This window comes from Micromonospora sp. CA-249363 (assembly GCF_050950185.1).
Lineage (GTDB): Bacteria > Actinomycetota > Actinomycetes > Mycobacteriales > Micromonosporaceae > Micromonospora.
Genome location: NZ_CP192020.1, coordinates 5,558,940 through 5,572,118 on the forward strand (window position 1 = coordinate 5,558,940; position 13,179 = coordinate 5,572,118).

A 13,179-nucleotide genomic window follows, 5' to 3' on the forward strand; every position below is an offset into this window, starting at 1 on the left:
GATCGGGGGCGCGGGGTGCCCTCTCCCCTACCCGGCCCGACCCATGAGCCAAACGACGCCTTTAGAAACCCAGCTTGCGCAACTGCCGTGGGTCGCGCTGCCAGTCCTTCGCGACCCGGACGTGCAGGTCCAGGTAGACCCGTGAGCCGAGCAGTTCCTCGATCTGCCGGCGGGCGTTGGTGCCGACCTCCTTGAGGCGGCTGGCCCGGTGGCCGAGCACGATCGCCTTCTGGCTGGGACGCTCCACGTACACGTCGGCGTAGATCTTCATGAGCTGACCCTCGGGGATCATCTCCTCCACCACCACGGCGATGGAGTGCGGCAGCTCGTCGCGGACACCCTCCAGGGCCGCCTCCCGGATCAGCTCCGCGACCAGCACCTGCTCCGGGTCGTCGGTCAGCATGTCGTCCGGGTAGAGCTGCGGCGACGGCGGCAGGTACTTCGTCATCACGTCGACGAGGGTGTCCACCTGGTGACCGGAGACCGCGCTCACCGGCACGATCTCGGCGAACTCCCCCAGCTCGCTGACCGCGAGCAACTGCTCGGCCAACCGACGCTTGTCCACCAGGTCGGTCTTGGTGACCACGGCCAGCACGGTCGCCTTGAGCTCGGCCAGCTCGCCCGTGATGAACCGGTCACCGCGCCCCACCGGCTCGTCCGCCGGGATGCACAGACCGATGACGTCGACCTCGGTCCAGGTGGAGCGGACCAGGTCGTTGAGGCGCTCGCCGAGCAGCGTACGGGGTCGGTGCAGGCCCGGCGTGTCCACCAGGACCAGCTGCGACTCCGGGCGGTGCAGCACCGCCCGGATGACGTGCCGGGTGGTCTGCGGCTTGTTGGACGTGATCGCGATCTTGGTGCCGACGATCGCGTTGGTCAGCGTGGACTTCCCCGCGTTGGGCCGGCCGACGAAACACCCGAACCCGGCCCGGTACGGGCGTGCCTCCGGCTCGCGCACCGGGCTCACTCGGTCACCGTGCCGAGGACCGTGCCGTCCGGGGCGGCGACGTGGATCGGCGCGTCCGTCGCGAGGTCACGCACCACCGCGTGCCCCGCGCCGTCAAGCGTCGACGCCTCGGTCACCACCGCCGCCGCCTCCAGCCGGCTCGCCCCGGCGGCAACCGCCGAGGCCACCGCCAACTGCAACGCGGTGAGGGTCAGCGAGGGCAGCGCCACGCTCGCCGCCGCGTACGTCCGACCGTCCTGGTCCCGGACCGCGGCGCCCTCCACGGCACCGACCCGTGCACGGGCGCCCCGGGCCAGGACGACGAGCTTGCCGTCCTCGGCGCTCAGCGGCGCCGCGGCGCCGGGGGTGGGCCGGGCGGTGGGCGCGGCGGGTGTCTCAGGCATCGGCGGCTTGCCTCTCGTCATCTCGGTAGTGGTCCGGGTCGTTCCCGGGGCCGGCGTGGTCGCCGCGCCCGGTGGCGTCCTGCTCGTCGCCCGACTCCACCCTGCTCACCAGGACGGTGTCGATCCGGTTGCGCCGACCTGTGGTGCCCTCGGCGACCAGTCGGAGACCGGCCACCTCGACCTCCGCTCCGGGGATCGGCACCCGCCCCAGCGACTGGGCGAGCAGGCCACCGACCGTCTCCACCTCGTCGGTGGGCAGGTCGGTGTCGAACAGCTCGCCCAGGTTCTCTACCGGCAGGCGGGCCGTGACCCGCACCGAGGAGTCCGCGAGGCGCTCGACCGGCGGGCGTTCGACATCGTACTCGTCGGTGATCTCCCCGACGATCTCCTCCAGGATGTCCTCGATGGTGACGAGGCCGCCGGTGCCGCCGTACTCGTCGACCACGATGACCAGGTGGTTGCGTGCCGCCTGCATCTCCGACAGCAGGTCGTCGACCGGCTTGGACTCCGGCACGAAGGTCGCCGGGCGCATCAGCTCGGCCACCGGCACCTGCTCGGCGCCCGGGTCGCCGCCGCGCGACCGACGGATCAGGTCCTTGAGGTAGAGAACCCCGAGGACGTCGTCGACGCTCTCGCCGATCACCGGGATGCGGGAGAAACCCGAGCGCAGGAAGAGCACCAGCGCCTGGGCCAGGGTCTTGCCCTCCTCGATCCACACCATCTCGGTGCGCGGCACCATCACCTCGCGGGCGATGGTGTCGCCGAGCGCGAAGACCGAATGGATCATCTGACGCTCGCCGTGCTCCACGACGCCACGCTGCTCGGCCAGGTCGACCAGCTCACGCAGCTCCACCTGGCTGGCGAACGGCCCCTCCCGGAAGCCACGCCCCGGGGTGACCGCGTTGCCGATCAGGATGAGCAGCGACGCGAGCGGGTTGAGCGCACGACCCAGCCAGCGGACCAGCGGCGCGACCGCCCGGCCCACGGCGTACGCGTGCTGCCGGCCGATGGTGCGCGGGGCGACACCGACCACCACGAAGCTGACCACGGTCATCGCGCCCGCGGTGACCAGCGCCGCCCGCCAACCCGCGCCGAAGCTGTCCACCGCCACCAGCGCCACCAGCGTGGTGGCGGTCAGCTCGGCGAGCAGCCGCAGCAACAGCAGGAGGTTGAGGTGCCGGACGACGTCGCCGGCCACGACCTGGAGGGTGCGGGCCCCGCGCACGCCGTCCCGGGCCAGTTCGGCGGCCCGGGCCGGCGAGACCGCGGCGAGCGCCGCCTCGGTCATCGCGATCACACCGGCCAGCACCACCAGGCCGGCCGCGAAGACGATCAGTTGCAGGTCGGGAAGGCCGGCCGTGGGGCCGACCGCGAGTAACACAGGAGTGGACATCACGGGGTACGGGTCGACCGCCAGCTCGCCAGCAGTCGAGCCTGGAGGGCGAACATCTCCCGCTCCTCCTCCGGCTCCGCGTGGTCGTACCCGAGCAGGTGCAGCACCCCGTGCACGGTGAGCAGGTGCAGTTCGTCGGCCGCGGCGTGCCCGGCGGTCGCGGCCTGCTTGGCCGCCACCTCAGGGCAGAGCACGATGTCGCCGAGCAGGGCCGGCTCGCCGCCGGCCGGGGCGATCTCGCCCGGGCCGTGGTCGACGCTCCCCTCGTCCATCGGGAAGGCGAGGACGTCGGTCGGGCCGTCCCCACCCATCCAACGGTGGTTCAGCTCGGTCATGTAGTCGATGTCGACCAGCAGCACGGACAGCTCGGCGAGGGGGTTGACCCCCATCTCGTCGAGGGCGTGCCGGGCGACGGCGAGCACGGCGTCGGTGTCGACCTCGACACCGGACTCGTTGGCGATCTCGATGGACAACTGCTTTCCTCTGCTTTAGCGGCGGCGGCCGGCCCGGCCGCCCTGGGCGGGTCGCCCGGGTACGGCATGGACGCCCTGCGCCTGCTGGTTCTCCCGCTCGGCGTCCCAGCGGGCGTACGCGTCGACGATCTCCCCGACCAGCCGGTGACGCACCACGTCGGAGCTGGACAACTGGGCGAAGTGCACGTCGTCGACGTTTCCCAGGATCTCCCGGACGACCCGCAGCCCGCTGCTCGTCCCGCCCGGAAGGTCCACCTGGGTGATGTCACCCGTCACCACGATCTTGGAGTTGAAGCCGAGCCGGGTGAGGAACATCTTCATCTGCTCGGGCGTGGTGTTCTGCGCCTCGTCCAGGATGATGAACGCGTCATTGAGCGTCCTACCCCGCATGTATGCCAGCGGGGCGACCTCGATCGTGCCGGCGGCCATCAGCTTCGGGATCGACTCCGGGTCGAGCATGTCGTGCAGCGCGTCGTAGAGCGGGCGCAGGTACGGGTCGATCTTCTCGTTGAGCGTGCCGGGCAGGAAGCCCAGCCGCTCGCCGGCCTCGACCGCCGGCCGGGTCAGGATGATCCGGTTGACCTGTTTCGCCTGCAACGCCTGGACGGCCTTCGCCATGGCCAGGTACGTCTTGCCGGTACCGGCCGGGCCGATGCCGAAGACGATGGTGTGCGAGTCGATCGAGTCGACGTACCGCTTCTGCCCGAGCGTCTTCGGGCGGATGGTGCGCCCACGGCGGGAGAGGATGTCGAGTGTCAGGACCTCGGCGGGCCGCTCGGCGCTGCCCTGCTCGAGCATGCCGACGGTACGCCGGACGGCGTCAGTGGTCAGGGTCTCGCCTTTCTCGATGAGTTCGAGCAGCTCACTGAAGACCCGCTCGGCGAGGGCGTTGTCGGCGGGAGCGCCGGTGATGGTGATCTCGTTGCCGCGGACGTGCACGTCGCTGGCGACCGAGCGTTCGACGAGGCGCAGAATCTCGTCACCCGCGCCCAGCAGGTTGACCATGATCTTGGGGTCGGGCACGGTGATCCTGGTCTGCACCCGGGGCGGGCCGGGAGGTGGGGTGCCAGTCATAGGTCGGGCCGAGGGGCCCTGCGCACCTGCTCTCGATCTCGGCGCCGGCCCTGCTGGCACGGCGTGCGGACGTTACACCCATCGTATCGGTTCAACGCATGCCGCATCGCGCCCATTTCCGCTGGCCGCGATCAACTCTCGGCCCGGAAGTCGTACCTGTCGAAGGTCTCCTGGTGGCGGGTGAAACGGTAGGTCGCCCAGTGCATCCTGACCACCGTCCGGGCCTCGTCGCGGGTCAGCCGCAGCAGCTCGCCGACCTCCCGGCCGGAGACCGTCCGGAACACGTCCGCCCGGTCCGGCAGGGGTGCGAAGACCGCCGGTGGACGACCCGGTGGGTCACCTACGCCCTGCGCCCGCAGCGCGCCGTCGCGCCACGAGAAGACGTACTCGAAACCCTCACCCCACCAGCGGCCGAGCATCCCCCGCAGGGCCGCCGGGGCGGGTGCGCCGGGCGTCCAGGGCACGATGTCGGCGGGGTCGTGCGCGACCGCCTCCGCGAGCAGCCGGTGCGGCAGGTCGAACAGCTCGGTCGCCGTACCGGACGAACCGAGCACCGCGGCACCCATCGCCCCGGCGGTGCCGTCGCCGCCTCGCCGGCCGTACACCCCGGCGAGGAAACCGGGCATAGCGCCGTCGTGCCCCACGTGCACCACGCGCTCGCCCTGCGGGATCAGGATCAGGCCGAGTCCGAAGCCGGCGCCCCAGAGGGTCTCGTCGGTGGTGGTCAACGGCCAGCGCATCTCGTGCAGCGTGGTCGGGGCGAGGACCGCGCCGGCCGGGTCGAGCGCCGCCGGGTCGGCGAGGAACGCGGCCCACCGGGCCATGTCGGTCGCGGTGCTCCAGAGCTGGGCGGCCGGGCCGACCGCGCCGAAGTCGGTGGGCGGCTCCGGGTGCGCCTCGTCCGAGTACGCGTCGACCAGGAACCCGGTGGCCGCCGAGGGCCGCGGGGTCACGGTCGTGTCGGTCAGGCCCAGCGGCGTCAGGACCCGCTCGGCGAGCACCTCCGCCCAGGCGCCGCCGCGCAGCCGGCCGACCAGCAGGCCGAGCACGGCCATACCGAGATTGGAGTAGTGGAAACGTCGGCCCGGCGGCAGCACCCGCTCGGCCCGGCCCAGCTCGGCCACCAACCGCGCGACGTCGGGCGCGTCCAGGGTGTCCCAGACGTCACCGAACGGTTCGCGTTGCAGACCGGCCGTGTGCGAGAGCAGCCGGCGTACGGTCAGCTCGCCGTGCGCCGGCAGGTCCAGGTGCCGACCGACCGGGTCGTCCAGGTCCAGCAGCCCGTCGTCGCGGCACTGGAGGGTGAGCACCGCCGTGAAGGTCTTGGTGACCGAGCCGATCCGGAATTGGGTCTGCGACCCCAGGGCGCTGTCGGTGCCGGTGCCGCCGACGGTGCAGTCCCACAGCGGGCGGTCGGCCCGGTGCAGCGCCGCCGACACCGCCGGGACGCGGGCGTCGGCCTGCACGCGGCGAACCAGCCGGTCCAACCGGGTGTACGCGTCGGGGCCGGTCGTCACGCCAGGTCCCGGGCGAGCATCGGGCCGAGCGGCGCGCCGCCGAGCAGGTGGGCGTGCGCGTGGAACACCTCCTGCCCGCCGTACGCCCCGGTGTTGAACATCAGCCGGAACCCGTCGCCGAGCAGCCCCTCGTCCTCGGCCACCGCGGCGGCCGTGGCCAGCACCGCCCCGGCCAGCGCCGGGTCACCCTCGGCCAGGGTGGCGACGTCGGCGTAGTGCTCCTTCGGAATGACCAGGACGTGCACCGGGGCCTTCGGGTCGATGTCGCGGAAGGCGAGCGTGGTGTCCGTCTCGCGGACCACGGTGGCCGGGATCTCCCCGGCGACGATGCGGCAGAACAGGCAGTCGGATCCCATCGGGGCAGTGTAAGGACGGCAGGCACGGCTCAGGCAGGATGGCCGGCATGACGGATCGGGCGGTTCTGGTGACGGGTTCCTCGCGCGGCATCGGCCGCGCGGTGGTGGAGGCGTTCGCCGCCAGCGGGGACCGGGTGGCGATCCACCACCGCGACTCCGCCGAGGCGGCCGAGGAACTGCGCGCCGGGCTGCCCGGATCGGGGCACGTGGTGGTCCGCGCCGACCTCACCGACCCCGAGGCGGTCCGCCGCATGGTCGACCGGGCCGCCGAGCAGCTCGGTGGCCTGGACGTGCTGGTCAACAACGCCGGCACGTACGGCGAGCGGGACGTTCCGCACCCGATCTTCGGCACCTCGTACGACGAGTGGCAGGCTCGCTGGCGGCAGGTGCTGGAGACCAACCTGACCGGCGCGGGGAACGTGATCTGGTGCGCTGCCCAGCACCTGCGCGAGCGGGGTGGCCGGATCGTGAACGTGTCGTCCCGGGGCGCGTTCCGGGGCGAGCCGGACCAGCCCGCGTACGGGGCCAGCAAGGCGGGGCTGAACGCGCTCGGTCAGTCCCTCGCCGTGGCGCTCGCGCCGTACGGCATCACGGTGGCCACGGTGGCGCCGGGCTTCGTGGCGACCGACATGACGATCGAGCACCTACGCGGTGAGCGGGGCGCGGCGATCCGGGCGCAGAGTCCGTTCGACCGGGTGGCCCGGCCGGAGGAGATCGCGGCCGCGGTGCACTGGCTGGCCTCGCCCGAGGCCGAGTGGGCCTCCGGCACGATCGTCGACCTCAACGGCGCTTCGTACCTGCGCAGCTGACCGCCCGAGCTCGTAGCCAAGCACGGCCTCTGGGCCACTGACCTCCGGGCACGGCCTCCGAGCACGGCCTCCGGCCCAATCATCGCGTCCTTTGCTCTGCTTCCATCACGGCAACACTTGAGGGCCGAAACTGTTGCCTCCGCTGAAGCAGAGCAAAGGACGCGGACGAGGTTGCCGGGGCCGAACGCGGCGGCCGAACACGGCGAGCGAGCGAGCGGGCGGGCCGGGCACGGAGGCCCGCCGCGGCGGAAGGTGGAACTACCAGCGGCCGAGGCGGGTGGCGAGGACGCTGAGCGCGGCCACGCCGGCCGTGGAGGTACGCAGCACCTCCGGCCCGAGGCGTACCGGCCGGCCGCCGGCCTCGCGAAAGGCGGTCAGTTCGGCCGTGTCGATGCCGCCCTCGGGGCCGACCACCAGGACGATCTCCCCGGCCGACGGCAGCTCGACGCCGGTCAGCGGCTCGTCGGCCTCCTCGTGCAGGACGAACCCGGCCGCGGCGCCGGCGATGCGGCGGACGACCGTGGCGGTGGACTCGTCCGGCGCGCCGGCCACGACGGGCAACCAGGGCCGGCGGGACTGCTTCGCCGCCTCGCGGGCGGTGGCGACCCACTTCTCGCGGGCGCGTACGCCCCGGTCGCCGCGCCACTGAGCCACCGAGCGCGCCGCCGCCCAGGGCACGATCTCGTCCACCCCGACCTCGGTCATCGCCTGCACGGCCAGCTCACCCCGGTCACCCTTGGCGATGCCCTGAACGGTGACGATCCGGGGTACGGGCGCGTCCGCGTACCCCCGCGAGGTGACGGCGACCTCCAGGCTGCCCCGGCCGACGGCGGTGACCACGGCGGCGGCCGTGCCTCCCCGGCCGTCCGCGAGCAGCAACTCCTCACCGACCCGCAGCCGCTGCACGGTGGCGGCGTGGTGGCCCTCGGGGCCGTCGAGCGTCAGCGCGTCACCGGTGGGCAGCGCGTCGACGAGGAACAGCGGCGCGGACACGTCAGGCGTGGCCGTTGAACGCGTCGCGCATCCGGGAGAAGAAGCCGCCCTGCTTCGTCAGCTCGGCGACCTCCTCGCCCCGGGTCTTGGCGAAGTCGCGCAGCATCTTCTCCTGGTCGGGGTCGAGCTTGGTGGGCGTCCGGACGTCCAGGTGCACGTAGAGGTCGCCCCGGCCGGTGCCCCGCAGGTGCGGCACGCCCCGGGCGCGTAGTCGCAGCGTGCTGGCCGGCTGCGTACCGGCCTTGACGTCGACGGTCTCCTCGCTGTCCAGCGTCTTGATGGTGAGCCGGGTGCCCAGCGCGGCGGCGGTCATCGGCACGGTGACGCGGCAGTGCAGGTCGTCGCCCTTGCGGGAGTAGACGTCGTGCGGCCGCTCGTGGATCTCCACGTAGAGATCGCCCGCGGTGCCGCCGCCCGGACCCACCTCACCCTGCTGGGCCAGCCGGATCCGCATGCCGTCCTCGACCCCGGCCGGGATCTTGACGGTGAGCGAGCGGCGGGTGCGCACCCGGCCGTCACCGGCGCAGGTCGGGCAGGGGTGCGGGATGGTGGTGCCGTAGCCCTGGCAGACGGTGCACGGCCGGGCCGAGACCACCTGACCGAGGAAGGTGCGCTGCACCGACTGCACCTCGCCCCGGCCGCCGCACGCCTCGCAGGTGGCCAGGTGGGTGCCGGCCGCGGTGCCGGCGCCCGAGCAGGTGGTGCAGAGCACGGCGGTGTCGACGGTGATCGGGGCCTCGACGCCGAACGCCGTCTCGTGCAGGTCCAGTTCGAGGCGCAGGATCGCGTCCGCGCCCGGCCGGGTCCGGGGACGCGGCCCACGGCCGGCGCCGCCCGCGGCGCCACCGAAGAACGCGTCCATGATGTCCTGGAAACCGACGAACGGGCCGGCCCCGCCCGGACCACCCGGGCCGCCCGCGCCCCCGCCGCCCGGGGCGAGCGGGTCGCCACCCAGGTCGACGATCTGCCGCTTCCGGTCGTCCGAGAGGACCTCGTACGCGGCGTTGATGTCCTTGAACTTCTCCTGGGCCTCCGGGTCCGGATTGACGTCCGGGTGGAACTGGCGCGCCAACTTGCGGTAGGCGCGCTTGATCTCGTCATCGGAGGCTTCCCGGCTGACACCGAGGATGCCGTAGTAGTCCCTGGCCACTGCGTTCCGTGTCCTCATGTTCGTCTCGCGTTGCGCCGACCGGCGGCCGCAGCCGGCCGTCGGCCCTGACTGGTCAGTTCTGGGCCAGCAGCTCGCCCACGTAGCGTGCCACGGCGCGCACCATGGCGATATTGCCGGGGTAGTCCATCCGGGTCGGCCCCAGCACGCCCAGGCCGCCCACGATGGTGGCCCCCGGGCCGTACCCGGTGCTGACCACCGAGGCGGCACGCAGGTTGTCGAACTCGTTCTCGTCGCCGATCAGCACCCGGGTCGTGCTGGGCTCGGTCTCGCCGATGAGCTTGAGGAGCACGACCTCCTCCTCCAACGCCTCCAGGATGGGCCGCAGCGAACCCTGGAAGTCGAGCACACCGCCCCTGGTCAGGTTGGCGGTGCCGGCCAGGGCGATGCGTTCCTCGTGCCGCTCGACGAGCGTCTCCAGCAGGACGGTGGAGAGCGTGGTCATGGCGCCGCGCAGCTCGTTCGGCGCCTCCTCCACCAGCGCCTGCACCAGCGGAGGCGTGTCCGACATGCGCTCGCCGGCGAGCTTCTCGTTGACCAGGCGACGCAGGTCGGTGACGTCGTCGGCGGGCACCGGCCCGGGCAGCTCCACCAGCCGCTGCTCGACCCGGCCGGTGTCGGCGATCATGACGAGCATCAGTCGGGTGGTGGAGATCGGCACCAGCTCCAGGTGGCGTACTGAGGAGCGGGCGAGGCTCGGGTACTGCACCACGGCCACCTGCCGGGTCAGCTGGGCGAGCAGCCGTACGGTGCGGTGGACCACGTCGTCGAGGTCGACGGCACCGACGAGGAAGCGCTCGATGGCCCGGCGTTCGGCCGGACTGAGCGGCTTGACCCGGGACAGCCGGTCGACGAAGAGGCGGTAGCCGCGGTCGGTGGGCACCCGGCCGGCGCTGGTGTGCGGCTGCCGGATGTAGCCCTCCTCCTCCAGCACCGCCATGTCGTTGCGGACCGTCGCCGGGGAGACGCCGAGCTGGTGCCGCTCGACAAGCGCCTTGCTGCCGACGGGCTCCTGGGTCGAGACGTAGTCCTCGACGATGGCGCGGAGCACGGCGAGCTTGCGGTCGTCCAGACCCATCTCCGCACCTCCTGTCGCACGTCGGCCGTCGGCCCACCCGGGCCGACGGACCGTCCTGGCACTCGACTGTAACGAGTGCCAGTCTACGTCGGCGCTCCCGCCGACGCGATGATCAAGGTTGTCCCGGTCCGGTGCGCCGGTGTCGCACTGGTGCGACATTGCCAACGGCACCTACCGTGACAACCATGACTGAACCACCTCGCCCTCCCGGCGCGGGAGACCCCGGCGGCTACCCGCCGGAGCCGAATCTCCCCGGCTCGCCCTCGTCGGCCGAGCCGCCCACCGCACCACTGTCCGGGGCACCCGGCCCGGGCGGCTATCCCCCGGCCGGTGGCTATCCGCCGCCCACCGGTGACCAACCGCCGTCGGGCGGCTACCCTCCGCCCGGCGACTATCCGCCACCGGGCGGTTATCCCCCGCCGGGCGGCTATCCGACCGGCGGCGCGTACGGCGCTCCCGGCGGCGGTTACGCCAACAACGAGGACAAGACCTGGGCACTCGTCGCCCACTTCGGCGGCGCGGCCGGGATGATCATCAGCGGCGGCGTGCTCGGCTGGATCGCCCCGCTGGTGGCGATGCTGGCCCGGGGCAGCCAGTCCCCGACCGTCCGGGCGCACGCCGTGTCGGCGCTCAACTTCCAGCTCATCTGGTCGATCGTCGGCCTGGTCGGCTGGGTGCTGTCCTGCATCCTGATCGGCTTCATCGGCGTCGCGGCGGCCATCATCCTCGGGGCCGTGTGCGGCATCCTCGCCGGCATCAAGGCCAACGAGGGGCAGCTCTACCGCTACCCGCTCTCCGCCAGCTTCATCAAGTGAGACGGGCCGGCCGCTCCCCCGGCCGGTCCGGCACACCGTCGCCGGCCGGGCGGGCGTCCGGCTCAGGGCAGCAGGTCGCGCACGACCGCGTCGGCGAGCAGCCGGCCGCGCAGGGTGAGCACCGCTCGTCCGGCGGCGTACGCCTCGGCGTCCAGCAGGCCGTCGGCGAGCGCCCGTGCGGCGCCGGCCCGGCCGGCGTCGTCGAGCACCCCGAGCGGCAGTCCGCTGGCGAGCCGCAGCCGGAGCATCACGTCCTCCATGTGCGCCTCGTCGGTGGTGAGCACCTCGCGGGCCAGGCCGGGTGACGCGCCGGCCGCGAGCCGCTGGGCGTACGTCGTGGGGTGCTTCACGTTCCACCAGCGCACCCCGCCGACGTGGCTGTGCGCGCCCGGCCCGAGGCCCCACCAGTCGGCGCCGGTCCAGTAGAGCAGGTTGTGCCGGCACCGGGCCTCTTCGGCGCGCGCCCAGTTGGACACCTCGTACCAGGACAGGCCGGCCGCGTCGAGGGCGGCCTCCGCGGCCAGGTAGCGGTCCGCCGCCACGTCGTCACTGGGGTACGGCAACTCGCCGCGCTTCATCCGGGCGGCGAGCCGGGTGCCGTCCTCCACGATGAGGGCGTACGCGCTGACGTGGTCGACCCCGGCGGCGACGACCTGCTCCAACGTGGCGGCGAAGTCCTCGGCCCGCTCCCCCGGCGTGCCGTAGATCAGGTCCAGGTTGACGTGGTCGAACCCGGCCTCGCGCGCCTCCCGGGCGGCGGCGGTGGCCCGGCCGGCGCTGTGCTTGCGGTCGAGGATCGCCAGCACCCCGGGCGACGCGGACTGCATGCCCAGCGAGATCCGGGTGTAGCCGGCCGCCCGCAGCAGCTTCAACGACTCCGGGGTGACCGATTCCGGATTCGCCTCGGTGGTCACCTCGGCGTCGGCGGCCAGTCCCCAGGTGCGGTCGATGCCGTCGAGGATGCGGGCCAGGTCGTCGGCGGGGAGCAGGGTGGGCGTGCCGCCACCGACGAAGACGGTGTCGACGCGGGGTGGCGGGTTGTCGCCGAGCACCCGGGCGGCGAGCGCCAGCTCGGCCAGCACGGTGTCGGCGTACGCCTCGCGGCTCGCGCCCCCGCCCAGCTCGGCGGCCGTGTACGTGTTGAAGTCGCAGTAGCCGCAGCGGCTGGCGCAGAACGGAACGTGGACGTACACGCCGAAACCGCGCGCGCCGACCGCCGTGGTGGCGGTGGCGGGCAACGATCCGTCGGCGGGGACGGTCTCACCATCTGGAAGGACGCCGGGCATGGCCACTAGTGTGCCCGGCATGACCTCTCCCGACGTGCTCGTGCGGGTCGCCACGGCCCGTGGGGTGACCACACTCACCCTGGACAGCCCGCACAACCGCAACGCGCTCTCCACCGCCCTGATGACCCAGTTGCTGGCCGGACTGGCGGACGCGGTGGCCGACGACGCGGTCCGGGTGGTCGTGCTCGACCACACCGGGCCGGTCTTCTGCTCGGGCGCGGACCTGAAGGAGACCGCTGCGGCGTACGCCAGTGGAACCGTCCCCGCCGGCATGCTGGGCGACGTGCTCGCGGCGCTCTGGGAGTGCCCGAAGCCGGTCGTGGCCCGGGTCGGCGGGCCCGCGCGGGCCGGCGGACTGGGTCTCGTGGCCGCCGCTGATCTCGCGGTCTGCGCCGACGAGGCGACGTTCGCGTTCACCGAGGTCCGCATCGGGGTGATCCCGGCGGTGATCTCGGCGACCGTGCTGCCCCGGCTGCACCCCCGCGCCGCGGCCGAGCTGTACCTGACCGGGAACACCTTCGACGGGCGGCGGGCCGCCGAGGTCGGCCTGGTGACGGCCTCGGTGCCGGCCCAGGAGCTGGACGACGCGGTGCGGGGCTACTGCGACTCCCTGGTCCGCGGCGCGCCCGGAGCCCTGGCCGGCACCAAGGATCTGCTGCGCCGGCCGGGCACCGCCGAGCTGCGCGGTGACCTGACCCGCCTGTCCGCCCTCTCGACCGGCTACTTCCTCTCCGACGAGGGGCGCGAGGGTGTCACCGCGTTCCGCGAGAAGCGATTGACTCGATGGGTGGCCGCTCTCGACGGGGGTTCCGCAGAGCACGCCGGGTAGGAGCGGGGGCGCCGCCCGGAAGCGGCGACGCCCCCGAG

Annotated in this window: 14 protein-coding genes; 3 read left to right on the forward strand and 11 right to left on the reverse strand. The window is 73.1% G+C overall.

What is annotated here, in order from left to right; all coding sequences use genetic code 11:
• Positions 1-61 precede the first annotated feature (61 nt).
• The 7 genes from era to ACQPZK_RS24715 form a co-directional block, all read right to left on the reverse strand.
• The gene (gene era / locus ACQPZK_RS24685) at positions 62-958 is read right to left on the reverse strand and encodes a GTPase Era (RefSeq protein WP_425892816.1); all 897 of its coding nucleotides are present in this window, start codon (positions 956-958) and stop codon (positions 62-64) included.
• A 5-nt stretch (positions 959-963) separates the two neighbouring features.
• Positions 964-1,350 carry a cytidine deaminase gene (locus ACQPZK_RS24690; RefSeq protein ID WP_433535253.1) on the reverse strand — a complete coding sequence of 129 codons (387 nt, stop codon included), beginning with the start codon at positions 1,348-1,350 and terminating at the stop codon, positions 964-966.
• Positions 1,343-2,767 carry a hemolysin family protein gene (locus tag ACQPZK_RS24695; RefSeq protein ID WP_433539302.1) on the reverse strand — a complete coding sequence of 475 codons (1,425 nt, stop codon included), beginning with the start codon at positions 2,765-2,767 and terminating at the stop codon, positions 1,343-1,345. Before ACQPZK_RS24695 ends, ACQPZK_RS24690 begins: the two co-directional genes overlap by 8 nt.
• Entirely contained in the window at positions 2,743-3,216 is a 474-nt protein-coding gene (gene ybeY / locus ACQPZK_RS24700; protein ID WP_433535254.1) for an rRNA maturation RNase YbeY, read from the reverse strand. The genes ACQPZK_RS24695 and ybeY overlap by 25 nt, the downstream gene beginning before the upstream one ends.
• Positions 3,217-3,231: 15 nt before the next feature.
• A complete protein-coding gene (locus ACQPZK_RS24705; RefSeq protein WP_433535255.1) occupies positions 3,232-4,290 on the reverse strand; it encodes a PhoH family protein in 1,059 nt (352 codons plus the stop codon).
• A 131-nt stretch (positions 4,291-4,421) separates the two neighbouring features.
• Complete coding sequence (locus ACQPZK_RS24710) at positions 4,422-5,807, reverse strand: serine hydrolase domain-containing protein (RefSeq protein WP_433535256.1); 1,386 nt, start codon at positions 5,805-5,807, stop codon at positions 4,422-4,424.
• Positions 5,804-6,163 carry a histidine triad nucleotide-binding protein gene (locus ACQPZK_RS24715; protein ID WP_393055180.1) on the reverse strand — a complete coding sequence of 120 codons (360 nt, stop codon included), beginning with the start codon at positions 6,161-6,163 and terminating at the stop codon, positions 5,804-5,806. The genes ACQPZK_RS24710 and ACQPZK_RS24715 overlap by 4 nt, the downstream gene beginning before the upstream one ends.
• Positions 6,164-6,210: 47 nt before the next feature.
• Between ACQPZK_RS24715 and ACQPZK_RS24720 the strand changes: the two genes are divergently transcribed.
• A complete protein-coding gene (locus ACQPZK_RS24720; protein ID WP_433535257.1) occupies positions 6,211-6,972 on the forward strand; it encodes an SDR family NAD(P)-dependent oxidoreductase in 762 nt (253 codons plus the stop codon).
• Positions 6,973-7,230: 258 nt separating this feature from the next.
• On the opposite strand, the gene ACQPZK_RS24725 is transcribed toward ACQPZK_RS24720, so the two are convergent.
• From ACQPZK_RS24725 to hrcA, 3 genes are all read right to left on the reverse strand, one after another.
• Complete coding sequence (locus tag ACQPZK_RS24725; RefSeq protein WP_433535258.1) at positions 7,231-7,965, reverse strand: 16S rRNA (uracil(1498)-N(3))-methyltransferase; 735 nt, start codon at positions 7,963-7,965, stop codon at positions 7,231-7,233.
• A gap of 1 nt (position 7,966) precedes the next feature.
• Positions 7,967-9,115 (reverse strand): molecular chaperone DnaJ, encoded by a 1,149-nt coding sequence (gene dnaJ / locus ACQPZK_RS24730; RefSeq protein WP_433539303.1) that lies wholly within the window; start codon positions 9,113-9,115, stop codon positions 7,967-7,969.
• A 73-nt stretch (positions 9,116-9,188) separates the two neighbouring features.
• Entirely contained in the window at positions 9,189-10,211 is a 1,023-nt protein-coding gene (hrcA, locus tag ACQPZK_RS24735; RefSeq protein WP_433535259.1) for a heat-inducible transcriptional repressor HrcA, read from the reverse strand.
• 185 nt (positions 10,212-10,396) lie between these two features.
• On the opposite strand from hrcA, the gene ACQPZK_RS24740 reads away from it, so the two are divergent.
• Entirely contained in the window at positions 10,397-11,026 is a 630-nt protein-coding gene (locus ACQPZK_RS24740; protein WP_433535260.1) for a DUF4870 domain-containing protein, read from the forward strand.
• Between the two features lie 62 nt (positions 11,027-11,088).
• Here the strand turns inward: ACQPZK_RS24740 and hemW are convergent, their stop codons facing one another.
• Positions 11,089-12,312, reverse strand: a complete 1,224-nt coding sequence (hemW, locus tag ACQPZK_RS24745; protein ID WP_433535261.1) for a radical SAM family heme chaperone HemW — start codon at positions 12,310-12,312, stop codon at positions 11,089-11,091.
• Between the two features lie 19 nt (positions 12,313-12,331).
• On the opposite strand from hemW, the gene ACQPZK_RS24750 reads away from it, so the two are divergent.
• The gene (locus tag ACQPZK_RS24750) at positions 12,332-13,141 is read left to right on the forward strand and encodes an enoyl-CoA hydratase-related protein (protein ID WP_433535262.1); all 810 of its coding nucleotides are present in this window, start codon (positions 12,332-12,334) and stop codon (positions 13,139-13,141) included.
• The last annotated feature ends 38 nt before the right edge of the window (positions 13,142-13,179 follow it).

Coding starts and splice junctions, on each gene's coding strand:
- ACQPZK_RS24690 (WP_433535253.1), bottom strand. CDS start 1,350: ATGCCTGAGACACCCGCCGCGCCCACCGCCCGGCCCACCCCCGGCGCC.
- ACQPZK_RS24705 (WP_433535255.1), bottom strand. CDS start 4,290: ATGACTGGCACCCCACCTCCCGGCCCGCCCCGGGTGCAGACCAGGATC.
- ACQPZK_RS24715 (WP_393055180.1), bottom strand. CDS start 6,163: ATGGGATCCGACTGCCTGTTCTGCCGCATCGTCGCCGGGGAGATCCCG.
- ACQPZK_RS24720 (WP_433535257.1), top strand. CDS start 6,211: ATGACGGATCGGGCGGTTCTGGTGACGGGTTCCTCGCGCGGCATCGGC.
- hrcA (WP_433535259.1), bottom strand. CDS start 10,211: ATGGGTCTGGACGACCGCAAGCTCGCCGTGCTCCGCGCCATCGTCGAG.
- ACQPZK_RS24740 (WP_433535260.1), top strand. CDS start 10,397: ATGACTGAACCACCTCGCCCTCCCGGCGCGGGAGACCCCGGCGGCTAC.
- hemW (WP_433535261.1), bottom strand. CDS start 12,312: ATGCCCGGCGTCCTTCCAGATGGTGAGACCGTCCCCGCCGACGGATCG.
- ACQPZK_RS24750 (WP_433535262.1), top strand. CDS start 12,332: ATGACCTCTCCCGACGTGCTCGTGCGGGTCGCCACGGCCCGTGGGGTG.